Source organism: Pseudomonas kairouanensis, assembly GCF_004682055.1.
Taxonomy (GTDB): domain Bacteria; phylum Pseudomonadota; class Gammaproteobacteria; order Pseudomonadales; family Pseudomonadaceae; genus Aquipseudomonas; species Aquipseudomonas kairouanensis.
Map to the genome: position 1 here is coordinate 55,523 of NZ_QUZU01000003.1, position 22,071 is coordinate 77,593.

Consider the following 22,071-nt stretch of genomic DNA (forward strand, 5'->3'; position numbering starts at 1 on the left):
TTATTCCACAGACCCTCCAGCAACCCCAAAGGTTTAACCCTTGATGCCTGGCGCAGTGTGTTCGTTCAGGGCGTTGGGGCGGGGGTTAGCCGCTCTCGACAGCCGGCCGACATACTCGCCGACCAACGCGGTGCCCAGGCTGAGCAACAGGATCGACTGCACCACCAGGTGCTGATCGGTCAATTCGCCCAGGGTTGCCGAGCCTGCGAGCCACACTGCGCCCACGGCAAAGCTGAGCGCGCTCAAGTAGCTGTAGAGCCGCAGCGGCCGAAGAGAACAGGTGAAAATCCCGTCGATGCTACGGTTCAGCCATGCCAGTGACGACCCCTTTGACCTGCCGGCCGGATAAGCGCGGCGTTCATAATTGACCTCGGTCGAGGGGTAGCCGAGCCAACTGACCAGCAGGGTCAATGCGCCGGATCGATCGTCCCTGGCGCGGATGGCCGCCAGTGCATGGGGCCCGATCAAACGGAAATCGCCGACGTGGCTGGGCACCTCGAAATCATCGATCAGGTGGTCGATCACCGCGTCATACAGCCTTGCTCCCGTGCGTTTGAGCCAGGTCTCCCTTGGCCGTGAGCGGCGCTGCATATTCACGACTTCAAATCCCTTGCGCCATTCCTGCACCATCAAGGGGATCAGCTCAGGTGGGTCTCGCAGGTCACCCTCCATAACAATCACGGCCCTGCCGCTGGCGCAGCGCAGGCCCGCACGCAGGACGGCCTCTGCGTCGACGGTGGGGCTCAGGTGCAGCGTGCTGACACGTGGGCCCAGGGCTATCTGATCAAGCAGGTCGGCAACAGGGCCTTGGGCACCGGCATTGACGTACAGCACTTCGGTTGGGGTGTTGAGTCGCTCGATGATCGCGACGAGACGCGTATGAAACGCCTGCAGTACGCCGCTTTCGTCACCGCAGCGAACCAATATTGTCAGTTGCGCAGTGACTGCTCGCTCAGTGGATAGGCTCGCGCCAGCTGTCATGTGTGAATATCCGAAAGTGATCTGGTCGTGCCGACATGTAGGCAATCGAATCTGAATCACGCGGGACTTCGCGTAAATAGACAGGCCAATTTTTATCTAATTTTAATTAATCGCTGACAGATCAATCCCAGCAGCCTGTATGACTCTGGAGTTAATTGGGAGGAAAGACTTACAGGCACAGAGCGGTAAGGGAGTCGACAGGCGCGCCACACGCGCAAGGGCGTGCAGCGCGTTCGGCCCGGTTACTTGAGGTTGCCGCTGAGAAACTGCTGCAAGCGCTCGCTTTTCGGATGGCCCAGCACCTCCTCGGGAGCGCCTTGCTCTTCGACAAGGCCCTGGTGCAGGAACAACACCTGGTTCGACACCCTGCGTGCAAAGCTCATCTCGTGGGTCACCATGATCATGGTGCGACCTTCCTCGGCCAGGCCCTGGATCACCTTCAACACTTCACCCACCAACTCCGGGTCGAGGGCCGAGGTGGGTTCGTCGAACAGCATCACCTCCGGCTCCATGGCCAGGGCACGGGCGATGGCTACCCGTTGCTGCTGGCCGCCGGAGAGAAACGCCGGGTATTGATCGGCCACGCGGGCGGGCAGGCCGACTTTGTCCAGGTAGCGCCGGGCGCGGTCTTCGGCGTCCTTTTTGCTGCAGCCCAGCACCCGGCGCGGGGCCATGGTGATGTTCTCCAGCACGCTCATGTGGCTCCACAGGTTGAAATGCTGAAACACCATCGCCAGCCGCGTGCGCAGGCGCTGCAACTCGGCGTCGTCGGCCACGCGCATGCCGTTGCGGTCGCTGACCATGCGGATCGTCTGACCGTCCAGGGTCATGGCGCCGTCGTTGGGGGTTTCCAGGAAGTTGATGCAGCGCAAGAAGGTGCTTTTGCCCGAGCCACTGGCGCCGATCAGGCTGATCACGTCACCGGTCTTGGCCTTGAGCGAGACACCTTTGAGCACCTCATTGTCGCCATAGCTTTTATGCAGGCCTTCAACGGTCAATTTGTACATGGGGCGTGCATCCTCAAGGCGAAAGTAGATAGCCGCTGCGGTAGGCCTCGGTACCGGCGACATGGGCAATGACCATCCCGGCAGTGGCCATGCGGCGTAGCGAACGGGCGTAAAGCAGGCCGGCCTTCTGGCAGTGCACCGGCGTTACGCGGTCGGTAATAGGGTCGATGATTTCGGCAATCAGTTGCCCGGCTTCCAGGTATTCACCGGGCAGGGCGCTGAATACCAGCAGGCCGCCCACGGGCGTGGCCACCGGTTCAACGCCGGCCAGCGGCGTGGCCGGGTAGGGCAGGTCGGGCAGGGGCGCCACGTTGCCGGCAATGGCGCCAAAGTGAATCAGGTAGTCGATGATCGCCTGGCAATCGAGGGCGGCCAGGCCATGGTTGACGTCGCCCTGGCCACGCAACTCGACGGTCACCGAAAAGCTGCCCAGGGGGATCGGGAAGCGCTCGCCGAAGCGCTGCTGCAACTGCCACCACACCAGGGTGAAGCACTCATCGAAGGATTGTCCGCCGGAATCGGTGGCCAACAGGTTTGCCTCCGAACCGATATAGCGCGCCAACGGCTCGACCTGGGACCATGCCTCGGGCGTGGTGTACAGGTGCGCCACGGCTTCGAAGTCGCAATGCAGGTCCAGCACCATATCGGCATCGCAGGCCAGGCGTTGCAGCACCAGGCGCTGGGACTGTAACTGGGTGTGGGCGGTTTGCGCCGCCAGCGCGTTGGCCAGGGTGCTGCGGATCAAACGCACATTGTGCTGCGGATCGTCGCTGAGCAAGTCCTCGATGTGATCACCGACCGCTTCACTGAGGTCCACAAACAGCCGATTGAAGTTCTGCCCGCTCTCCAGCTCATAGCGGCCCAGCGGGATATCCATCAACACCTGTTCCAGGCCCACTGGGTTGGCGATGGGCACCAGCACGATCTCACTGCGCAGGCGCCCGGCCGCCGCCAGCTCGGCCAGGCGCACCTTCAAGTGCCACGCCACCAACATGCCCGGCAATTCATCGGCATGCAGCGACGACTGGATGTAAACCTTGCCCGCAGCCTGCTCCGGGCCGAAGTGGAAGCTGTGAATCTGCCGCGCCGTGCCTGGCACTGGCGCGATCAGATCATGTACCTGATGACGCATGAACACTCCTTAATGACTCGGCCCGAGAAAGGCCAGCCAACGACGCTCCGCCAGGCGAAACAGCCCCACCAACGCAAAGGTCACGGTCAGGTAGATCAGCGCAGCGATGCCAAATGATTGAAAGGTCATGAACGTGGCCGAGTTGGCATCCCGCGCCACTTTGAGAATGTCGGGGATGGTCGCGGTGAAGGCCACCGTGGTCGAGTGCAGCATCAGGATCACTTCATTGCTGTAGTAGGGCAGCGAGCGGCGCAACGCCGAGGGCATGATCACGTAGGCGTACAGCTTCCAGCCGCTCAAGCCATAGGCCTTGGCCGCTTCCACTTCGCCGTGGGCCATGCTGCGGATCGCCCCGGCGAAAATCTCCGTGGTGTAGGCGCAGGTATTGAGAGCGAAGGCCAGGATGGTGCAGTTCATGGCGTCGCGAAAAAACGCATCCAGCAGCGGTTGTTCGCGCACGGCGGCGATGCTGTAGATGCCGGTGTAGCAGATCAGCAACTGGATATAGAGCGGTGTGCCACGAAACAGGTAGGTGTAGAACTGCACCGGCCAGCGCACCAGGCGATTGCGCGATACACGGGCAATGGACAGCGGGATCGACAGCACAAAGCCGATGACCAGTGCGGCGCTGAGCAGCCACATCGTCATGGCCAGGCCGGTGATGTGCTGGCCGTCGCTGTAAAGGAAGGGGCGCCAATATTCCTGCAAGAGTTCGATCATCGCACCGCCTCCCGTGAGCCTGCGGAGTAGCGACGTTCAAGACGGCGCAACACAAAGTTGGACGCGCTGGTGATCAACAGGTAGATCAACGCGGCGAGTACCAGGAAATAAAACAGTTGATAGGTGCTCTTGCCCGCATCCTGGGCGGCTTTGACCAAGTCGGCCAGGCCGATGATCGACACCAGGGCCGTGGCCTTGAGCATCACCATCCAGTTATTGCCGATGCCTGGCAGGGCAAAGCGCATCATCTGCGGGAAGGTCACGTAGCGAAACCGCTGGCCACGCTTGAGGCCGTAGGCCGTGGCGGCTTCCAATTGGCCGCGGGGCACGGCGAGGATCGCGCCGCGAAAAGTCTCGGTGAAATACGCACCGTAAATAAAGCCCAGGGTGATCACCCCGGCGCTGAATGGGTCGATCTCGATGTACTCCCATTCCATAAAATCGGTAAGGCCGGTGAGCCAGGTTTGCAGGCTGTAGAAAATCAGCAGCATCAACACCAAGTCGGGTACGCCGCGAATCAAGGTGGTGTAAAGCTGGGCGGGAACCCGCAACAGGGCCAGGCTGGACAATTTGGCGCTGGCGCCGAGCAGGCCGAGCAACACGCTGACGGCCAGGGACAGCACCGACAACTTGATGGTCATCCAGGTGCCTTGCAGCAACAGCGGGCCGAAACCCTTCAAGCTGAGCGCGCTCAGCCCAAGGGTTTGCAACAGTTCTTCGAACATAAATCAGGACCTATGGCGATAAAAAAGCGCCCTCCAGGGGAGGGCGCTCCAGGCGCATTACTTGCCGCTGTACAGGTTCAGATCGCCAAAGTGTTTCTTCTGGATGGTGGCGTAGGTGCCATCATCGTGTAACGCTTTGATACCTTTATCCAAAAGAGCCTTCAGCTCGGTGTTACCTTTTTTGATACCGATGGCGGTTTTCGACGGCAGCAACGGGTCGTCGATGGCAGCGCTGACTTCGTAGCCGGCACCGGCTGGCGACTTCAAAAAGCCCAGTTCGGCTTGCAGCATGTCTTGCACCGAGGCATCGAGGCGGCCGGAGGTGAGGTCGGCGTACACCTGGTCCTGGTTGGCGTAGGCCTTGGTGGTCACACCGGCTTTATCCAGCACGGCCTTGGCGTAGGCTTCCTGGATGGTGCCTTGCTCGTAGCCCACGGATTTGCCCTTGAGGGACTCAGGTGTCGAATAGCCTGCGCCTTTCTTGAACACCAGGGATGTCGGGCCGGAGAACAGCTCGCTGGAGAAGTCGATGGCCTTTTCGCGCACCGGGGTTACGGTCATGGACGAAATCACACCGTCGAACTTGTTGGCTTTGAGGCCTGGAATCATGCCGTCGAAGTCACTTTCGACCCACTTGCATTTCACTTTCAGCTCAGCGCAGATGGCATTGCCCAGGTCGATATCAAAGCCCACCAGGCTGCCATCGGCGGCCTTGGATTCAAACGGCGCGTAGGACGGATCGACACCAAAACGCAATTCCTTGTATTCCTTGGCCAGCGCGGTACCGGCGGCCATGCACAGAGCCAGTGCAGAAAGGGTCAGCAATGCTTTTTTCATTATGTAATCCCTGGAAACCAAGATAAGCGCTTGTGGCGCGTTTAGGACTGTTACTGAACGGTGTCAGACGCAACACAGGTAGCAATTTCTGCACCATAGTTCCGAATAAGCGTTTTAAAAGGTAGGAATAAGAAAAGCTGAGTGTAGGAGGTGCCCGAAAGTGGGCACTGAAAATCCAGCGCACCATTTCGGCTCAGATGAAGATCCAAATGTGGGAGGGGGCTTGCTCCCGATCGCGGAGTGTCAGTAGCAATTGGGCTGAATGACACACTGCAATCGGGGGCAAGCCCCCTCCCACATGGGATTTAGGCTAGGTCAGTAAGTCTTGCAGTGTGGCCAGGCTATCGGCTTCCTCCACCGCCTTATCCTGCCGCCAGCGCAACATCCTGGGAAACCGCACCGCAATTCCGCTCTTGTGCCGCTTGGACAGGGCGATCCCCTCGAACCCCAGTTCGAACACCATGCTGGGCGTGACACTGCTCACCGGGCCGAATTTTTCCACGGTGGTCTTGCGCACAATCCCATCGACCTTGCGCATCTCTTCATCGGTCAGCCCGGAGTACGCCTTGGCGAACGGCACCAATGTTCGCTCGCTGCCGGGTGGGCCGTCCCATACGGCAAAGGTGTAGTCGCTGTAGAGGCTGGCGCGCCGGCCATGCCCGCGCTGGGCGTAGATCAGCACGGCATCGACGCTGAACGGGTCGACTTTCCACTTCCACCACAGCCCCATGTCTTTGGTGCGGCCTACGCCATACAGGCCTTTGCGGTCCTTGAGCATCATGCCCTCCACGCCGAGGCTGCGGGAGGCTTCGCGTTGTTGGGCAAGGTCGGCCCAGCTTGTGCCCGTCAACAGCGGGGAGGGCCGTAATACCGGCTGGTTGCATCGGGCGATCAGTTGCTCAAGCTGGGCGCGACGTTCGGCCTGGGCATGGTTACGCCAATCGTCACCCTGATGTTCCAGCAGGTCATAGGCGAGGACGGCCACCGGTGCCTCTTCGAGCACCTTCTTGCCCAGCGTCTTGCGCCCTATCCGCTGTTGCAGCAGGGCGAAAGGTTGCACCGCGTCTTTCCACACCACAATCTCGCCGTCGATTACCGTACCATCGGGCAGGCCGTGCACCAGGCCGTGGAGTTCGGGGAAACGCTCGGTCATCAATTCTTCGCCACGGGACCAGATCCACAAGCGGCCCTCGCGCTTGACCAGCTGCGCACGGATGCCGTCCCACTTCCACTCCACCTGCCAGTCGGCGGGGGAGCCGAGCAAGGTGTCGAACTGCTCCACAGGTTGCGCCAGGCCATGGGCGAGAAAAAACGGATACGGCTGTCCGCCCCGTTGCGCATGTTCGTCGGCCGATTCGGCGGCGATCAGCTTCAGATAACCTTCAGGCGTGGGGCGATTGGACAAATCGGTGTAGCCCACCAGTCGTTGGGCCACGCGCTTGCTGTCCAGGTCGGCCAGGGCGGCGAGGGCGCGGGTCACCAGCAACTTGGACACCCCCACGCGAAAGCTGCCGGTGATCAATTTGATGCACACCATCAGGCTGGGTTGATCCAGTTGCGCCCATAACGCGGGCAGGCGTTCGGCCAACTCCAGGGGCGGCAGGCCGCGCAGCGGCAGCAGTTTTTCTTCCAACCACACGGCCAGCCCGTCGTCCGAGGTGTAGGGGGATTCCGGCAACAGCAGGGAAATGGTCTCTGCCAGGTCACCGACCGACTGATAGCTCTCTTCAAACAACCACGGCTCGATACCGGACGCTTCGGTGGCCATGTCCCGTAGCAAGCGCGTGGGCACCAGTTGCCGAGGTCGTCCGCCGGAGAGGAAGTACACCGCCCACGCGGCATCTTGCGGCGGGGCCTGGCGGAAGTAGGCCTGCAACGCGGCAAGCTTGGCATTGCTGGAGGTGGTGGCATCGAGGTTGGCGTACAACTCGGCAAAGGCTTTCATACGCTGGCCTCTTCTTCGTCATCGCCGTATTCGGTAGTAAATCCCTGGGCATCCAGGCCCTTTTCCCGCAGGTGGCGCACCAGTACGCCCACAGAACCGTGGGTAACCATTACCCGTTCGGCGCCGGTTTGTTCGATGGCCCACAACAGGCCCGGCCAATCGGCGTGGTCCGACAGCACAAAGCCACGGTCCACCCCGCGCCGCCGCCGGGTGCCACGCAGGCGCATCCAGCCGCTGGCGAAGGCGTCGCTGTAGTCGCCGAAACGCTTGATCCAACTGCTGCCACCTGCGGAGGGTGGCGCGATGATCAGGGCTTGGCGCAACAGTGGGTCGCTCTTTTGGACATCTCCGGCGTAGAGGGTTTCGGGGATGTAAATGCCGGCTTCGCGGTACACCCGATTCAAAGGTTCGACGGCGCCATGGCTGAGGATCGGGCCGATGCTGGCGTCGATGCCATGCAGGATGCGCTGGGCCTTGCCGAAGGAATAACAGAACAACACGCTGGCCTTGCCAGCTGCGATATTGGCCTGCCACCACTCATTGATCCCGGCAAAAATCTGCGCCTGGGGCTGCCAGCGGTAGATCGGCAGGCCGAAGGTGGATTCGGTGATAAAGGTGTGGCAACGCACCGGTTCGAACGGCGCGCAGGTGCCATCGGGTTCGACCTTGTAGTCGCCGGACGCCACCCAGACTTCGCCTTGGTATTCCAGGCGCACTTGGGCCGAGCCCAGTACATGCCCGGCCGGATGAAAACTCAGGGTAACGCCGTGATGATTCAAGCGTTCGCCATAGGCCAGGGTTTGCAGGTTGATGTCCTGGCCAAGGCGCGAACGCAATATGCCTTCGCCGGGGGCGGCGGCTAGATAGTGACTGTTGCCGGTGCGGGCGTGGTCGCCATGGGCGTGGGTGATGACCGCACGTTCCACTGGGCGCCAGGGGTCGATGTAGAAGTCGCCGGCGGGGCAGTAGAGGCCTTCGGGGCGGGCGATGACAAGGTCCATGGGCGTGCCGGGGGCGATGGGCTTATCAGGTATGAGGAGGGTGCGGCGAGAGAAGTTCTATCTGATTGCACGCGGTCCAAATGTGGGAGGGGGCTTGCTCCCGATTGCGGTGTATCAGTAACTGATCTGTTGACTGACACACTGCCATCGGGAGCAAGCCCCCTCCCACATTTTTGATCCGGTTCCTTCAGATGGAGCCGGGTTATTTGCCTGGGGTCAGTGTCAACCGAGCCTTGCCATACACCTTCTCAAAGTTCTGCGGCTGCATCGGGAAGCTCAGGTACTGCGCCTTGAGCGACGGGTCGATGCCATTGGCATAGTTCGGGCTGGCGGGGTTGCCGGATTGGCCGGTGCCGCCCTGGCCCATCATCGGTTCCACCTGGCCGAAGTCAACGATCATGCGCAGTGCTGGCACCTGGCTTGTCGTGAAGTCCTGGCCCCAGTTGTACGGCGCCGGGTTCAGGGTGTTGTGGTCGCCACCGGAGGCCAACGGACCTCGAATCACTTGGCCGTTGGTGTTTTTCCAGGTGGTGGTGTGCAGCTTGCCCCACTGCCAGGCCTTGTGATCGGCGCCCAGTTGGCGGTCGCCAGCGCTGATGGCGGCGGCCAGGCTGCGGGCCAGGATTGCCGGTTTGTCTTCTTTCTGCGCCGTGCGCACGTCATCCCAGAACGGGCTGTCTTCGCGGCCCAGCAGGTGGTCGGCCTGGGCGGCGTAGGACAGGCTGGCGTTGCTGACAAACGCTTTCCAGCTGGCGCTGTTTTGCGGGCCGAGTTCGTCGAGGAAGATCTGCTGGGTGCTTTCCTGCAGGAACAGTTCGTACAGCGCCGCGTCGGCGGAGGTCGATACCAGGCGGCCGTCAAAGGCCATCAGGCGATTGAACGCCTCACGCGCCTTGGCCTGCTCGGCCGCCGGCAGTGCATCAATCGCCTGCTTGAGCGGCTGGGCCATGCCGGGTGCCTGGAACATGGTCTTGAGCTTGGCAGCAAAAGTGGTGGTCTGGTCGTACTGCATGGCGATCATGCTGCGGCTGTCGTGCTTGCCCGCATTGGCCAATTGGGCCAGGCGCTCGCTGCGCTCCGGTGCGTCCCACGAGTTGGACAACTGCATGCCATAGCCGCGCGGTGCGGTGCGTTGGTTGGCAGTGCCGATCCAGCCCTGGGCCGGGTCCTGGTCATAGGGGTGCAGCATCGCGTCGGCGTAACCGTCCCAGTCAAAGCGCGCGTCCCAGCCCGGTGATGGCAGCAGGCCTTCGCCTTCGCGGCGGTTGGGGAAGCGGCCGGTGACTTGCCAGCCAATGTTGCTGGCGTCGGCGAACAGCATGTTCAGTGGGATGGCGCGAATTTCGCGGGTGGCGTCCGAGGCTTTGGCGACGTTTTGCGCACGGGACAGGTCGAAGAACGCGTCCAGGCTCTTGTCGTCTTTGAAGTCGGCGGTTTGCAGGGCCAGGCCCAAGCCGGTGGTCAGCGCCTGGCTGCTGTTGAGCAGGGCGCCGTGGCGGGTTTCGTACACCACTTCGCGAATTGAGCGTTGGCCTTTGACGAAGAAGGTTTCGTTGCGCACGCCGGCGGCTAGCCATTTGCCGTTGTTCTCGTAGTACAGCGCGCTGCCCTGGCGTCGGACTTTTTCCAGGAACAGGTCCTGGGTGTCGCCCTTGACGGTGCTCATGCTCCACGCGACCTTGCCGTTGAAACCAGACAACAGCGTCGGCAAACCGGCAATCGATGCTCCCACCGCTTGGTACTTAGGCGCGCGGATCTGCACGTAGCTCCACGGCGACGGCGCTTGCGGCTGGGCGGCCAGGTCGCCTGCCAGCAGGCTTTTGCCGCTGCGGCTGCGTTGTGGGCCAATCGCCCAGTTGCTCGACGTGGTCACCGCCAGGGAGTTGAGGCGGCTCAGTTGCTGGCTGACCGTGTCCAGCCCGGCCAGGCCGGTGATCTGGCTGAGGTTCACGCCCTTGAGTTTTTCCGCTTCGGCCTGCGGGATCGCTTCATCCGGCGCGCTTGGCGTCAGCCAGGCGAGCTTGTCGACACCGACTTTTTGCGCCAATACCAGGGACGAGATTTCTTCCTGCAGGTTGGCCGACTCGCTGAAATTGAGCAGGCAGAACAGCAATGCCGAGTCTTCCGGTTTCCAGTACTCAGGCTTGTAGCCGGTCTGAGCCAGGTCTGGAGGCAGCTTGTCGCGGTAGCGGAACAGGTAGGCGTTGACGCCACGCGCATACACTTCGAAGAAGCGCTTGAGGCGTGGGCTTGAGGCGTTGTACAGCTCGCCCGCGCTCTTTTTAAGGTTGACCGCCCGCATGAAACGGTCGACATCCAGCACCTCGGGCCCCGACATCTCCGCCAGGCGACCCTGGGCCAGCAGGCGCAGGGTGACCATCTGGGTGATGCGGTCACTGGCGTGCACATAGCCCAGGCTGAACAGCGCGTCGTGGAAGGTGTTGCTTTCGATCAACGGCATGCCCTGGGCATTGCGGCGCACGGACACGTTTTGCGCCAGGCCTTTGATCGGCTGCACACCGGCGACCGGCGGCAGGGTGTCCTGGGTGCTCTGGAGCTGGCAACCGGCCAGGCTCAATGCACTGGCCACTGCCGCGGCAACGCCGAACCGGGGAAGAAAATGTGAGAGGGCTGGCGAGGCCATGGCAAAGCTCCTGCGGGGGGTAGCGTCAGTAAAGGCGCTACGTTAGTGAGCGCGACGGAACGACGCAAGCGGGAGTTTTGGCAATTGGATGAGAACTTAAGACGGGTGCAGATTTAAGTGTGGGAGCGGGCTTGCTCGCGAATGCGGTGGGTCAATCACATCTGCATTGACTGAGCCACCGCATTCGCGAGCAAGCCCGCTCCCACATTTAGACCCTGTACGACTTAAGATCAGGGCTTCGGCGGGTTCACTTTCTGCACCAATTCATACGCCCGCACCGTCGCCGGCCGTTCCTTGATGCTGTTGAACCAGCGATGCAGATGTGGGAAATCTTCCAACCGCTGGCTCTGCCACTTGTGGGAAACGATCCACGGGTAGATCGCCATGTCGGCAATGCTGTAGGCCTCGCCTGCCACAAAAGCACGATCCGCCAGGCGCCGATCCAGCACGCCATACAGGCGAGCCGTCTCATCTACATAGCGCTTGATCGCGTAGGGAATCTTCTCGGGTGCGAACTGGCTGAAATGGTGGTTCTGACCCGCCATTGGCCCCAGCCCGCCCATTTGCCAGAACAGCCATTGCAGGGTTTCTTGGCGACCGCGTAGGTCTTTTGGAATGAACTGGCCGGTTTTTTCCGCGAGGTACAAAAGAATTGCGCCGGATTCGAACAGGGAAATCGGCGCGCCACCGTCGGTCGGGTTTTGATCGACGATGGCCGGAATGCGGTTGTTGGGAGCGATCTTCAGGAAGTCCGGCTTGAACTGGTCGCCCTGGCCGATATTGATCGGGTGCACCTCGTAGGGCAGGCCGGCTTCTTCCAGGAACAATGACACTTTGTGACCGTTGGGGGTTGTCCAGTAATACAGGTCGATCATGAAGCTCTCCAATTGAGCGAATGCCTGTAGGTATAGGTGATGCTGGGTGTACGAAAATTCAATGAAACATTTGCGTATACCCTTAGAAGCATTTCACACCGCGCCGTCCACCAACACCTGCAACGACTGCTGCGAACAACGCTCGATGCGTGCCCGCACGCGGTACACCTCGGCAAACAGCAACGGGTCGAGTACGTCATCCGCCGCGCCGCTGGCGTACAGGCGGCCCTGGCGCAGCACGGCGATCTGGTCGGCGAAACGCGCGGCCAGGTTGATGTCGTGCAGCACCACCACCGCAATCAGGTTGTGTTCACGCACCAGGCCGCGCACGCAGTCCATGACTTTGAGTTGGTAGTTGAGGTCGAGGGCGCTGGTGGGTTCGTCCAGCAGCATCACTTGGGGCCGACGCGCAATCAGTTGGGCGAGGCTGACCAGTTGGCGCTGGCCGCCAGACAAGGTGCTCAACAGTTGGTCGGCCAGATGGGCGATGCCGATGCGCTGCAATGCCTCGAACGCTTCGCGCAGGCAGGCCTCGCTGGACAGTGGGACGCCCTCCACACTGGCCACGCGCAACGCGGCGATCACACTTTCCATCACGCTCAGGCTCAAGCCCGGCGGCAGGTTTTGCGGCATATAGGTCACCCGTCGTGCACGCTCGGCGACCGACATGGCCGACAGGTCCAGGTCACCTAATCGCACAACGCCTTGCATTTTTTCCAGCCCGGCCACGGCGCGCAGCAAGGTGGATTTACCCGCGCCGTTGGGGCCGATCAACGCGGTCAGGCTGCCCTGGGGCAGCGTCGGCAGGCTCAGGTCATGCACGATCTGCCGACGGCCATAACTGACATTGACGTTGCGTACGCTCAAGCCTTTGCTCATAACTGCCTCCCACGCTTGAACACCAGCGCCACAAAAATCGGCACGCCCACCAAGGCGGTGACGATGCCCACCGGCACGATCACGCCGGGCATGATCAGCTTGCTGGCAATCGATGACAGCGACAGCAGCAGTGCTCCGGTCAAGGCGCTGGCGGGCAGCAGGAAGCGTTGGTCTTCGCCCACCAGGATCCGCGCGATATGCGGACCCACCAGGCCGATAAATCCGATAGTGCCTACAAACGCCACGGCAGTAGCCGACAGCAGGCTGATGCGCAGCAACGAAAAAAACCGCAGACGCTTTACGTCTACACCGAAGCTCTGCGCACGGTCTTCACCCATGCGCAACAGGGTCAGGCGTGGCGCGGCGCTAAACGAGAACGGCAGCACCACTGCGACCACCAGCGCCAAAATGCCCAGCTTGTCCCAGTTGGCGCGGGTGACGCTGCCCAGGGTCCAGAACACCAGTTGTTGCAGCACATCTTCGGTGGCCACCAGTTGCAGCAAGGCCACCACGGCGTTGCAACTGAACACCAACGCAATGCCAAACAACACCAGGCTCTCCACCCCCGCTCCGCGCAGGCGCGACATGGCTTGCAGCAAAAATACCGAGGCTGCCGCGAAGATGAAGGCTGAGATGGAAATTGCGGTGTTGGCCGACACCCACAGCGTGGTCACCGGAAACACAATCACCAGGGACGCACCCAAGGCGGCCGCCGATGACACGCCCAAGGTAAACGGGCTGGCCAGCGGGTTATTCAAGATCGCCTGCATCTCGGCCCCGGCCAGCGACAGCGCGCAGCCGACCAATACCGCCATTAATGCGTAGGGCAGGCGTACGTTCCAGATGATCACCTGGTCGGTGGCGCTCAGGTGGGAGGGGTGCACAACCCCATCGAGCAAGGCCCACAGGCCCATGCCTGACGGGCCGCTGGCCAGGTCCACCAGAATGGCGCAGACCAGCGCGCTGCCGAGCAGGGCCAGCAGCCAGGCGCGCCGTGCCAGCAGGCGTCGGTAGCCGTGGGTGGCGCTGGCGAGGTCGAGGGTTTGAGTGGTCATGAGGCTCACACAATCTAGAAAACAATGAGGTTTAAAACTGTGGGAGGGGGCTTGCCCCCGATAGCAGTGTGTCAGCCAGTGCATATATGGCTGATCCATCGCTATCGGGAGCAAGCCCCCTCCCACATTGCCCTGTGGTGTTACTTCGTTTGGGCATCGATCCAATAAGCACCCTGCAACGGCATCCCCAAAAACTGCGTGTTGATCTGCTCCAGGGTCGCCTGCGGATTTAGCTTGTCGAACAGCTGCGGGTGCACCCACTTGGCCAACGCTTCAATCGCCAGCAGGTTGTACGGCGAGTTGTAGAAGTCGTGCCACAGGCCGTGGGCATTGCCCTCGCGGATGGCACGAAGATTGGCAAATTCGGGCCGCGCCAATACGCGCGCCAAAGCGTCCTGGGCCTCGCCAGGCTCAACCCCGGCGCCCAGGATAAGCCCCGGCTTGCGGTTACCCGTGGCGATGTACACGTCCGGGTCGGCCTTGAGCGCGTACTCCACGCTGATATCCCCCAGTGCACCCGGCACCACGCCGGCGGCGATATTGCGCCCGCCGACCAGTGTGATCAGTTCGCCCATGCCGCTCTTGCCCGTGGTATGCCCGGGCGCTTGCCAGACACCGGCCAGCAGCTCAAGAAAGACGCTTGGGCGCGGGCCAGAGGGCAGGGTGGCGACAGCATCGGTGATGACCTTGATGTGCTGGTCATAGAAATCCAAAAACGCCTTGGCCTGGGCTTCGCGCCCCAGGGCCTGGCCCAGTGCATTCATGCTGGCGTGGGTGCCTTGCACCGGGTTGATGCGAAAGTCGACGAACAACACCGGGATGCCAGCCTTGGCCAGCACGTCGGCCACCGGGCTGTGCTCGGTGGGGCCATGGCCCGAAATGCTGAACACCGCCAGGTCCGGTTTAAGCGAGAGGATTTCCTCGGCGCTGACGCTCTGTTCCGAGGCCTGGCCGATCAGCGGGATGTCTTTTACCGTCGGATATTTCGCCACGTAGGCGTTATAGGTGTGCTGGTCCAGCAGCTTCATATCGTTCTGCCAGCCGACGATGCGCTGGAACGGCGTATCGCGGTCGAGCAAGGCAAAGGCCGAAATCAGTCGGCCTTCACCCAGGACAACGCGCTTTACGTGGTCGCTGACTTCGACCTTGCGGCCCAGCACATCGGTGATTGACTGGGCCGCAGCGGTTTCGGCGTGGCCGAGAACCAATGCGGCGAACACGACGGCGAGCTTGAGCAGTTGACGGGGTTTACGCATGACAAGGGCTCCAGATGCGGGAAATTCAGAATTCATAATCAACGCTGGCGGTGAGGGTGCGCCCGGCGCCCGGAATGCCGTAGAGCTGGAAGCCGTCGAGGGAGGCGCCCACCTGGCTGTAGTAGAACGTGTTGAACAGGTTGTTGAGGTTGAGGTTGACCGTGGTGTCCTTGTTCACCTTGTATTGCGCCGCCACGTTGCTCAGCCAGTAGCCGGGGGCTTTTTCGTGGTCGCGGGTGTAGATCGCATACACGCCGGAGGCGCCGCTGGCGTAGCTGCTGTTGTTGTTCAAGCCACCGACGTATTTGTTGTCGGTGTAGCGGCGCCGGCCCACGTATTGCTCGCCGTAGCTCAGGCTCAGGGCGTCGGTGACGGCGTAGGTGGTCCACAGGTTGGCGGTGAGGTCTGGAACGTTCTTGGCTTCGGCACCTTTGTTGATGCCTTTGGTCTGCACGCTCTTGAGGGCCGAGAAGCCGCTGTAGGCGGTCCAGCGCGGGGTGATATTGCCCTGCAGGCCCAACTCGATACCGTCCACACGCTTGGCGGGCAGGGCACGTACCGGGGCGGATTCGCCGTCCTGGTATTCCCAGGGGTTTTCCAGTTCGGTGCGAAAGATCGCCGCCGTGACGTTGAGCATGTCGTGGGCGATGTCCCACTTGGTGCCCAGCTCGTAGGTCTTGGATTTGGCCGGGCTGTAATTGCTGGTGCTTGCGGCGCCGTAGATCTGGTTGTTGGTGGACGCGCCGAGTGCCGAGGGTTGTGCCGCTTCGCTGTAGGACACGTAGATGCTGCCGTTGGGCAACGGTTTGAACACTGCGCCCACCCGACCGCTGACCGCACCGTCGCTGCTGCTGGTGGTGGCCTGGCCGCGCTGGCGGGTTTCGGCCTGCCAGTTGTCGTAACGCAGCGAGCCCAACACTTGCCACTGGTCGTTGAGGGTGACCGTGTCGCCCAGGTAGATGCCAGCGTTGTCGATCACCGAGCGTGGCTCGCCGACGCCTTTGGTCACGTAGGTGCTGGCGAAGCTATGGCTGGGGTTGCTCATGTCGAACAGCAGGTTGCCGTCCGGCACTTCGGCGTTGCGTTTCAAGCCGCCGTAGGTCTCGTGATAGAACTCCAGGCCCGAGACCACCGCGTGTTGCAGGCTGGCGGTGTTGAACGTGAAGCTGAAGTCGGTCTGGTTATCCAGGATGGTGTAGCGCTTGGACAAACCAAAGTCGCTGCCGCGCAGGATGCCGTAGGCGGTGTTGCTGTTATTTACGTAGTCCGTGTAGGCATTTACCGTACTGCCCGGCACTTGGCTGATCGGGCCTACACCGGTGTAGCCCAGCGTCGCACAGCGGGTGCCGGTGCAGGTTTTCTGGCCGCTGGCGTCGGCGGCAAAAAAGCGCGCCGGGGAGAGCACGGCGAAGTTGTCGCTGCGTTCCCAGCGGGTCTGGTTGCGCAGGTGGGCGTCGTTCCAGTCGAAGTCGTGCTCGAAACGCGCGGTCAGCGAGGTGGTTTTGTTCTCTTGGGTGTAGAGGCTGGAGTCGCCGTACCAGTTGGAGCGTTTCACGCCGGGCATGCGGTCGCCGTGAGTGCCACGCTGGATGGGCACGCCGCCGTCCGGGGTGTTGGTGTCTTTTTGGTAAAACGTGTCGATGAAAAAGCGCGTGTCGGTGCCCAGGCCGAACCCGAACGAGGTGGCGATGCCCCAGCGGTCGTAGTCCACGTCGTCACGCTCGGAGACCTGGTTGTAGTGCTTCATCAGGTTGATGCGTACGGCGGTGGTGTCGTTCAGCTGTTTATTCAGGTCGGCGGTAAGGCGGCGGTACGCATCGGTGCCGATACCGGCAGACACTCGGTTGGCATCGCCCAGGTGGGCTTCTTTGCTCACCAGGTTAACGCTGCCACCCACCGCAGAAACCCCGGACTCGATAGACCCCGTACCCTTGAACACTTCGGCCTGTTGCAGGTTGAACGTGTCGGTTCGGGTGGACATGCCGGCATCGCGCACGCCGTCCACGGTCAGGCTTTGCTCGGATGAAAAGCCGCGAATCGAGAACAGATCGCCCCAGCCCAGGTTGCCCTCGCCGGACATAAACGTGATACCTGGCACATTGCGCAGCACTTCCTGCAGGGTCTGTGCGTTCTGCTCCTTGAGCACCTGCTGGGGCACGATGGTCACGCTTTGCGGCGCATCCAGCAGCGGCTGGCTGATTTTTGCCGAGGTAACCCGGTCGACCTTGAAGGTGGAGGTGGCTTCACCGTCGACCTTGATTTCCGGCAGGCTCAGCACGGAGTCGTTAGTGGTGGCGCTGCTCGCGTCGGCCCAGGCAACCGGGGTGACGCTGCCGGCGGCGAGCAGGCCGAACATGGGGGCCAGGGTATTTTGCAGCGTGTGGCTGCGGGGTGTGGGCAATGTGATGGGCTGTGACATAGGATGCATCCGAGTCTAAATTACAATTACTCTCATTTAGGTTCGGTAGTCTAAAGAGCGATTTCCCCTGCCATGCCCGGGCTTTGTATCGCTGATGCGTGATTATCGGTTCCTACAACATTCCATTACATTTGCGTACCCGGCTGGCTGAACTTTCGGCTATTTGCTGCGTTTTATAGTTTTTCGGATTGACTGCCCATGGCCAAGCAAGACCACCTCCTGATCGTTGATGACGACCCGCAAATTCGCCAGTTGCTCTGCGACTACCTGAGCGATGCCGGTTTCCAGGTGTCCACCGCCGCCGATGGCAAGGAGATGCGTCGGCGCCTGGAACTGAATGTCATCGACCTGATCGTCCTCGACCTGATGCTGCCCGGCGAAGACGGCCTGAGCCTGTGCCGCGAACTGCGGGTGAGTTCCAACACGCCGGTGGTGATGCTCACTGCCAAGGGCTCGTTGATCGACCGCATCGTCGGCCTGGAGATCGGCGCCGACGATTACCTGCCCAAGCCGTTCGACCCTCGTGAGTTGCTGGTGCGCATCAAGGTGGTGTTGCGCCGGGTGCAGAGTTTTCCCGACCGTGCGCGTTTGGATGAGGCGCCGAGCATTCGTTTTGCCGGCTGGCAACTGGACACGCGGGCGCGGCAATTGCTGTCGCCGGACGGCGTGGTGGTCAGCCTGGGCAACTCGGACTACCGCGTGTTGCGCCTGTTGTTGCAGCACCCCAACCGGCCGCTGAGCCGCGACTTTTTGCTCAACCATGTGTTCGACAAGGACAGTACGCCGTTCGACCGTTCCATCGACGTGTGCGTCAGCCGCTTGCGCTCGCAACTGCCGGCGGGCCTGATCAAGACCGTGCGCAATGAGGGCTACATGCTCACCGCCGATGATGTGGCGCTGGAGTCGTGAGGTTGCTGCCGCGTTCGCTGTTTGGGCGGTTGGTACTGATTTTGGTCAGCGGCATGCTCGCGGCCCAGGCCCTGACCAGCAGCATCTGGTACGACCGGCGCCACGGCCAGGTACTGGAAATCCCGGCGCGGTTGATCGCCACGCGGCTGGCGGACGTCGTGCGGCTGGTGCACAGCGACCCGCAGCAGGCCGACCTGCTGATCAAGTTGCTGGACGCGCCGCATTTCCGCCTGACCTTGAGTGATCAAGCCAGCAATACGCCCAGCCGCCTCACCGACAGTGATCGGCCCACTGAGCGCCTGATCAAAAAAGTGCTGTCGGAAAAAACCGGCTACGCCCAGACCTTGATCCTGCTGCGTTTGTCCCTGGTCGATGGCGAAGGGCAAACCGCCGGGCTGTCGACCTTGCTCGGTTCCAAGCCGGTGGTGGGGCAGTTTCTTATTGATCTGCGGCTGCCGGATGGCCGCTGGTTGCAGGTGGATGCGCGTGAGGAACAAGGCTGGACCAGCACCTCGCCGCTGGACTTGCTGTTCGACTACGTGATGCGTATTTATCTGCTGCGGGTATTGGTGCTGGTGGTGATTGCCCTGGTGGCGGTGCGCCTGGCCATCCGCCCGCTCAACGCCTTGGCCAAGGCGGCCGAAGCGCTGGGGCGCGACATCCAGCGCCCGCCGTTGTCCGAGGACGGCCCTACCGAAGTGCGTCGCGCCGCCCAGGCATTCAATGCAATGCAGCAACGCCTGATCGCCAATATCGCCGAACGCACGCGCTTTCTCGCGGCCATTTCCCACGACCTGCGTTCACCGATCACACGCCTGCGTCTGCGCACCGAGATGCTTGACGACAGCCGTACCCGTGAGCGTTTTCGCAGTGACTTGGAAGAAATGGAACACATGGTCGCCAGTACGCTGGACTTTGTCAGCAGCGGTGAAATCAACGAGACCCGGCAGAACATCGATATCAATGCCTTGCTGCAAAGCTTGCAGGCGGATCTGGAGGACGTGGGCGAGAGCGTGCGCATCGAAGGCCGCGCGAAACAGCCGTTGCCGGGGTATGCCCGCAGCCTCAAGCGGTGTGTGCAGAACCTGCTGGAAAACGCGGTGCGTTATGGTCGCGAGGTGGTGGTGCGGGTTGACGACCACGCGGACAGCTTGAGGATCATCATCAGCGACCGGGGCCCGGGGATTCCCCAGGAACAGCTGGAGCAGGTGATGGAGCCGTTTTATCGGGTAGAAGGCTCACGCAATGCCGAGACCGGCGGGTATGGGTTGGGATTGAGCATCGCGCATACCATCGCCAGGGCGCATGAGGGGCAATTGAGCTTGAGGAATCGGGAGGGCGGGGGGCTGGAAGTTGAGTTGCAGTTCCTGCGCAAAACCTGAATGTGAAACGCAGTCCAATGTGGGAACGGGCTTGCTCGCGAAAGCGGTGGGTCAGATATAAATCCAGTGGCTGATACACCGTATTCGCGAGCAAGCCCGCTCTCACACAAGCCAGCTCCTGCATTGGCAGGATCAGGGCATCAAGCCCCGTGGCACTTCTTGAATTTCTTCTCGCTGCCGCATGGGCAAGGATCGTTGCGGCCAACGTCCTTCAACGCATTGCGCACCGGCTCCTGGTGAGCGTGGCCGCAGTTCGGGCCGTGGACATGGCCGTGGTCGTGATCATGGTGATCGTGATCGTGGTTGCAGTCAGGACCATGGACATGGGGTTGCTGAGTCATTGATGTCGCTCCGGAATAAAATCGCCGGGGATTATCTCGCCATTGTGGGCCACCTGCACGTCATAACCGATGAATAATCCGGTTTTGAGCTCGCCTTCCAGGCGATAGGGCACGGGGCGATCAGGTTTTTTCAGCATCTGCACCACATCGCGGATCTGCGGCCAGAGGTTGGTGCGCACCGATACCCGGAAAAATTTATGACCCCGAGGCGGCACCGTGAGCCATTCATTGGACTCGCCTTCGGTCAGCACAAAATCCCACAAGGTCACCTTGTAGATCAGGCCGCGCACCGTAAGGTCCGAGTCGTCGCGGTTGTCGACGCGAAAGAACAGCTTGAATTTCTGCTCCAGCAGCTTGGCCCGTACCACTTCGACCTTGACCAGGGAGACATGGGGCGGCGGTGAGTCGTCCTCGAACCAGGATGTACAGCCGGTCAGGCCGAAGGTTAACGCCAGCATCAAGCTGTAGATCCGGAGCATGGCGTTGGTCCTGTAGGGTCAGAGGTAGCTGGAGCAGCACTTCTTGAATTTCTGCCCGCTGCCGCACAGGCAGGCATCGTTGCGTCCGGCCTTCACCTCAACGGTGGGGTCGATGAAGTACCAGCGCCCGTCATTCTGTACGAAAGAAGACTGCTCGCGGTGGCTATGTTCGCCGGTGCTGTCATGCCAGCGCGCGGTAAAGGTCACGAACGCATGCTCCGGCTGGCCGCCAAACACCTCGGAGCTCTCCACCTCCAGGCCCAGCCAGGTGCTCTGGGCGCTCCAGGCACTGATCGCCTCGCGGTCCAGGCCGGCCTGTTGCGCGGGCAGGGTGGTTGCCACCAGGTAGTCCACCAACCCCAGTACATAGGCGCTGTAGCGCGAGCGCATCAGCGCGCTGGCGCAGGGTGCCGGGTGGCCGGCGTGATAATGGCCGCAGCAGGCATCCAGCAGGTTGCCACTGCCGCAGGGGCAAATGGAGGTGCTCATTGGGTTACCACCAATACTTTTAGATTCTGTCAGACATAACGTTAGCCAAACCTTGGTTCTACCGCAGAAAAGCTCGCTCGTTGCGTAGGAATCGATACTACAGAGGATCGCAGGGGAACTCGACGACAAGGGGGAGGCTACCGCTCGTTTCACGCTTTGAGACACTTCGTTGCTGGCACGCTGAACAGCGCTGAGTTTCCATTTGCGCCCCTTAGACACTCTAAAGGGCGAGCTTGGGTTTAATTAACCTACTTGCCAAATAAAAACCTAATAGGCTAAGTTCGAACGTGGAGAAGAAGACGCCTCACTGCAAGCTGACTATCGTCAAGGCTCTGATTGAAAGAGGGAACGTGCGCACCACCCACTCTGCACGCGTCGGAGCTGAGGCACTTAACCTTGATCTTTGCGACATGCTGGCGGTGGTGCTGGCTCTTGAACCAAGGGACTTTTATAAGAGCATGACCACCCATGGCGATCACACGGTCTGGCAAGACGTTTACCGCCCGTACACGAAAGCGGGGAGCGTATACCTGAAACTCACGGTTATCGAAGATGTATTGATCGTGTCCTTCAAGGAGTTATGAACAATGAGATGTCCTGTTTGCGGCGCTGCGGGTTTGGTCCATGACACGCGCGACCTGCCGTATTCGTACAAAGGTGAGAGCACGGTCATTGCGAATGTGACGGGTGAATTTTGCCCGTCTTGCACGGAGTCGATCCTGGATCTGGCTGAATCAGATCGTGTCATGAAAGCAATGCGGGAATTTTCCAAGCGTGTGAACGCGAACCTCATAGATCCTGGCTTTATTGCCATGGTGCGTAAGAAGCTTGCGCTGGATCAGAGGGAAGCTGCCGAGATATTCGGGGGAGGGGTAAACGCCTTTTCACGTTATGAAACCGGTAAGACCAAACCACCGTTAGCCCTCATTAAGTTACTCAAGGTGCTCGACCGTCACCCTGAGTTACTTAACGAAGTACGCACCGCCTAGGTACGT

At 61.1% G+C, this 22,071-nt stretch carries 21 protein-coding genes; 4 read left to right on the forward strand and 17 right to left on the reverse strand.

The features are described 5' to 3' along the window. Positions 1 to 33: 33 nt before the first annotated feature. The 14 genes from DYL59_RS04105 to DYL59_RS04170 all read right to left on the reverse strand — a co-directional run bounded on the left by DYL59_RS04105 (position 34) and on the right by DYL59_RS04170 (position 17,464). Positions 34 to 981, reverse strand: a complete 948-nt coding sequence (locus DYL59_RS04105) for a glycosyltransferase (RefSeq protein WP_135288016.1) — start codon at positions 979 to 981, stop codon at positions 34 to 36. A 242-nt stretch (positions 982 to 1,223) separates the two neighbouring features. Then, the gene (locus DYL59_RS04110; protein WP_135288017.1) at positions 1,224 to 1,988 is read right to left on the reverse strand and encodes an ABC transporter ATP-binding protein; all 765 of its coding nucleotides are present in this window, start codon (positions 1,986 to 1,988) and stop codon (positions 1,224 to 1,226) included. A gap of 13 nt (positions 1,989 to 2,001) precedes the next feature. Next, positions 2,002 to 3,120, reverse strand: coding sequence for a succinylglutamate desuccinylase/aspartoacylase family protein (locus DYL59_RS04115; RefSeq protein WP_135288018.1), 1,119 nt, complete (start codon positions 3,118 to 3,120; stop codon positions 2,002 to 2,004). A 9-nt stretch (positions 3,121 to 3,129) separates the two neighbouring features. After that, positions 3,130 to 3,840, reverse strand: a complete 711-nt coding sequence (locus DYL59_RS04120; protein WP_135288019.1) for an ABC transporter permease — start codon at positions 3,838 to 3,840, stop codon at positions 3,130 to 3,132. Beyond that, on the reverse strand, positions 3,837 to 4,565 hold the full coding sequence (locus DYL59_RS04125; RefSeq protein ID WP_135288020.1) for an ABC transporter permease: 729 nt from the start codon (positions 4,563 to 4,565) through the stop codon (positions 3,837 to 3,839). The genes DYL59_RS04120 and DYL59_RS04125 overlap by 4 nt, the downstream gene beginning before the upstream one ends. Before the next feature lie 57 nt (positions 4,566 to 4,622). After that, complete coding sequence (locus DYL59_RS04130) at positions 4,623 to 5,402, reverse strand: transporter substrate-binding domain-containing protein (protein ID WP_027604451.1); 780 nt, start codon at positions 5,400 to 5,402, stop codon at positions 4,623 to 4,625. 310 nt (positions 5,403 to 5,712) lie between these two features. Next, on the reverse strand, positions 5,713 to 7,347 hold the full coding sequence (locus DYL59_RS04135) for an ATP-dependent DNA ligase (RefSeq protein WP_135288021.1): 1,635 nt from the start codon (positions 7,345 to 7,347) through the stop codon (positions 5,713 to 5,715). Continuing rightward, entirely contained in the window at positions 7,344 to 8,348 is a 1,005-nt protein-coding gene (locus tag DYL59_RS04140; RefSeq protein ID WP_135288022.1) for a ligase-associated DNA damage response exonuclease, read from the reverse strand. Before DYL59_RS04140 ends, DYL59_RS04135 begins: the two co-directional genes overlap by 4 nt. 202 nt (positions 8,349 to 8,550) lie before the next feature. After that, positions 8,551 to 10,992, reverse strand: a complete 2,442-nt coding sequence (locus DYL59_RS04145; RefSeq protein ID WP_135288023.1) for a penicillin acylase family protein — start codon at positions 10,990 to 10,992, stop codon at positions 8,551 to 8,553. A 230-nt stretch (positions 10,993 to 11,222) separates the two neighbouring features. Continuing rightward, the gene (locus DYL59_RS04150) at positions 11,223 to 11,867 is read right to left on the reverse strand and encodes a glutathione S-transferase N-terminal domain-containing protein (RefSeq protein ID WP_135288024.1); all 645 of its coding nucleotides are present in this window, start codon (positions 11,865 to 11,867) and stop codon (positions 11,223 to 11,225) included. Between the two features lie 93 nt (positions 11,868 to 11,960). Next, on the reverse strand, positions 11,961 to 12,746 hold the full coding sequence (locus tag DYL59_RS04155) for an ABC transporter ATP-binding protein (RefSeq protein WP_135288025.1): 786 nt from the start codon (positions 12,744 to 12,746) through the stop codon (positions 11,961 to 11,963). After that, positions 12,743 to 13,801, reverse strand: a complete 1,059-nt coding sequence (locus DYL59_RS04160) for a FecCD family ABC transporter permease (protein WP_135288026.1) — start codon at positions 13,799 to 13,801, stop codon at positions 12,743 to 12,745. Before DYL59_RS04160 ends, DYL59_RS04155 begins: the two co-directional genes overlap by 4 nt. Positions 13,802 to 13,941: 140 nt before the next feature. Continuing rightward, positions 13,942 to 15,057, reverse strand: a complete 1,116-nt coding sequence (locus DYL59_RS04165) for an ABC transporter substrate-binding protein (RefSeq protein ID WP_135288027.1) — start codon at positions 15,055 to 15,057, stop codon at positions 13,942 to 13,944. Positions 15,058 to 15,082: 25 nt separating this feature from the next. Then, on the reverse strand, positions 15,083 to 17,464 hold the full coding sequence (locus DYL59_RS04170; RefSeq protein WP_135288167.1) for a TonB-dependent receptor: 2,382 nt from the start codon (positions 17,462 to 17,464) through the stop codon (positions 15,083 to 15,085). 210 nt (positions 17,465 to 17,674) lie between these two features. Here DYL59_RS04170 and DYL59_RS04175 point away from each other — a divergent pair, with 210 nt between their 5' ends. After that, positions 17,675 to 18,385, forward strand: coding sequence for a response regulator (locus tag DYL59_RS04175; RefSeq protein WP_135288028.1), 711 nt, complete (start codon positions 17,675 to 17,677; stop codon positions 18,383 to 18,385). Beyond that, complete coding sequence (locus tag DYL59_RS04180; protein WP_135288029.1) at positions 18,382 to 19,767, forward strand: ATP-binding protein; 1,386 nt, start codon at positions 18,382 to 18,384, stop codon at positions 19,765 to 19,767. The genes DYL59_RS04175 and DYL59_RS04180 overlap by 4 nt, the downstream gene beginning before the upstream one ends. 140 nt (positions 19,768 to 19,907) lie before the next feature. On the opposite strand, the gene DYL59_RS04185 is transcribed toward DYL59_RS04180, so the two are convergent. From DYL59_RS04185 to DYL59_RS04195, 3 genes are read right to left on the reverse strand one after another with little or no spacing between them, the layout of a single operon-like run. Beyond that, the gene (locus tag DYL59_RS04185; protein ID WP_003189235.1) at positions 19,908 to 20,108 is read right to left on the reverse strand and encodes an SEC-C metal-binding domain-containing protein; all 201 of its coding nucleotides are present in this window, start codon (positions 20,106 to 20,108) and stop codon (positions 19,908 to 19,910) included. Continuing rightward, positions 20,105 to 20,587: an LEA/WHy family protein gene (locus tag DYL59_RS04190; RefSeq protein ID WP_135288030.1), complete on the reverse strand. Its 483-nt coding sequence runs from the start codon at positions 20,585 to 20,587 to the stop codon at positions 20,105 to 20,107. The genes DYL59_RS04185 and DYL59_RS04190 overlap by 4 nt, the downstream gene beginning before the upstream one ends. Positions 20,588 to 20,605: 18 nt before the next feature. Continuing rightward, positions 20,606 to 21,076: a YchJ family protein gene (locus tag DYL59_RS04195; protein WP_135288031.1), complete on the reverse strand. Its 471-nt coding sequence runs from the start codon at positions 21,074 to 21,076 to the stop codon at positions 20,606 to 20,608. A 287-nt stretch (positions 21,077 to 21,363) separates the two neighbouring features. On the opposite strand from DYL59_RS04195, the gene DYL59_RS04200 reads away from it, so the two are divergent. Together DYL59_RS04200 and DYL59_RS04205 are read left to right on the forward strand one after the other, a co-directional pair. Beyond that, entirely contained in the window at positions 21,364 to 21,660 is a 297-nt protein-coding gene (locus DYL59_RS04200) for a type II toxin-antitoxin system MqsR family toxin (RefSeq protein WP_135288032.1), read from the forward strand. Between the two features lie 3 nt (positions 21,661 to 21,663). After that, positions 21,664 to 22,065, forward strand: a complete 402-nt coding sequence (locus tag DYL59_RS04205; RefSeq protein ID WP_135288033.1) for a type II toxin-antitoxin system MqsA family antitoxin — start codon at positions 21,664 to 21,666, stop codon at positions 22,063 to 22,065. Positions 22,066 to 22,071: the final 6 nt, after the last annotated feature.

What these genes read in the sequence shown, in the direction of transcription:
- DYL59_RS04105 (WP_135288016.1), bottom strand. Translation starts at nt 981, where the DNA reads ATGACAGCTGGCGCGAGCCTATCCACTGAGCGAGCAGTCACTGCGCAA.
- DYL59_RS04110 (WP_135288017.1), bottom strand. Translation starts at nt 1,988, where the DNA reads ATGTACAAATTGACCGTTGAAGGCCTGCATAAAAGCTATGGCGACAAT.
- DYL59_RS04115 (WP_135288018.1), bottom strand. Translation starts at nt 3,120, where the DNA reads ATGCGTCATCAGGTACATGATCTGATCGCGCCAGTGCCAGGCACGGCG.
- DYL59_RS04120 (WP_135288019.1), bottom strand. Translation starts at nt 3,840, where the DNA reads ATGATCGAACTCTTGCAGGAATATTGGCGCCCCTTCCTTTACAGCGAC.
- DYL59_RS04125 (WP_135288020.1), bottom strand. Translation starts at nt 4,565, where the DNA reads ATGTTCGAAGAACTGTTGCAAACCCTTGGGCTGAGCGCGCTCAGCTTG.
- DYL59_RS04130 (WP_027604451.1), bottom strand. Translation starts at nt 5,402, where the DNA reads ATGAAAAAAGCATTGCTGACCCTTTCTGCACTGGCTCTGTGCATGGCC.
- DYL59_RS04135 (WP_135288021.1), bottom strand. Translation starts at nt 7,347, where the DNA reads ATGAAAGCCTTTGCCGAGTTGTACGCCAACCTCGATGCCACCACCTCC.
- DYL59_RS04140 (WP_135288022.1), bottom strand. Translation starts at nt 8,348, where the DNA reads ATGGACCTTGTCATCGCCCGCCCCGAAGGCCTCTACTGCCCCGCCGGC.
- DYL59_RS04145 (WP_135288023.1), bottom strand. Translation starts at nt 10,992, where the DNA reads ATGGCCTCGCCAGCCCTCTCACATTTTCTTCCCCGGTTCGGCGTTGCC.
- DYL59_RS04150 (WP_135288024.1), bottom strand. Translation starts at nt 11,867, where the DNA reads ATGATCGACCTGTATTACTGGACAACCCCCAACGGTCACAAAGTGTCA.
- DYL59_RS04155 (WP_135288025.1), bottom strand. Translation starts at nt 12,746, where the DNA reads ATGAGCAAAGGCTTGAGCGTACGCAACGTCAATGTCAGTTATGGCCGT.
- DYL59_RS04160 (WP_135288026.1), bottom strand. Translation starts at nt 13,801, where the DNA reads ATGACCACTCAAACCCTCGACCTCGCCAGCGCCACCCACGGCTACCGA.
- DYL59_RS04165 (WP_135288027.1), bottom strand. Translation starts at nt 15,057, where the DNA reads ATGCGTAAACCCCGTCAACTGCTCAAGCTCGCCGTCGTGTTCGCCGCA.
- DYL59_RS04175 (WP_135288028.1), top strand. Translation starts at nt 17,675, where the DNA reads ATGGCCAAGCAAGACCACCTCCTGATCGTTGATGACGACCCGCAAATT.
- DYL59_RS04185 (WP_003189235.1), bottom strand. Translation starts at nt 20,108, where the DNA reads ATGACTCAGCAACCCCATGTCCATGGTCCTGACTGCAACCACGATCAC.
- DYL59_RS04190 (WP_135288030.1), bottom strand. Translation starts at nt 20,587, where the DNA reads ATGCTCCGGATCTACAGCTTGATGCTGGCGTTAACCTTCGGCCTGACC.
- DYL59_RS04195 (WP_135288031.1), bottom strand. Translation starts at nt 21,076, where the DNA reads ATGAGCACCTCCATTTGCCCCTGCGGCAGTGGCAACCTGCTGGATGCC.
- DYL59_RS04205 (WP_135288033.1), top strand. Translation starts at nt 21,664, where the DNA reads ATGAGATGTCCTGTTTGCGGCGCTGCGGGTTTGGTCCATGACACGCGC.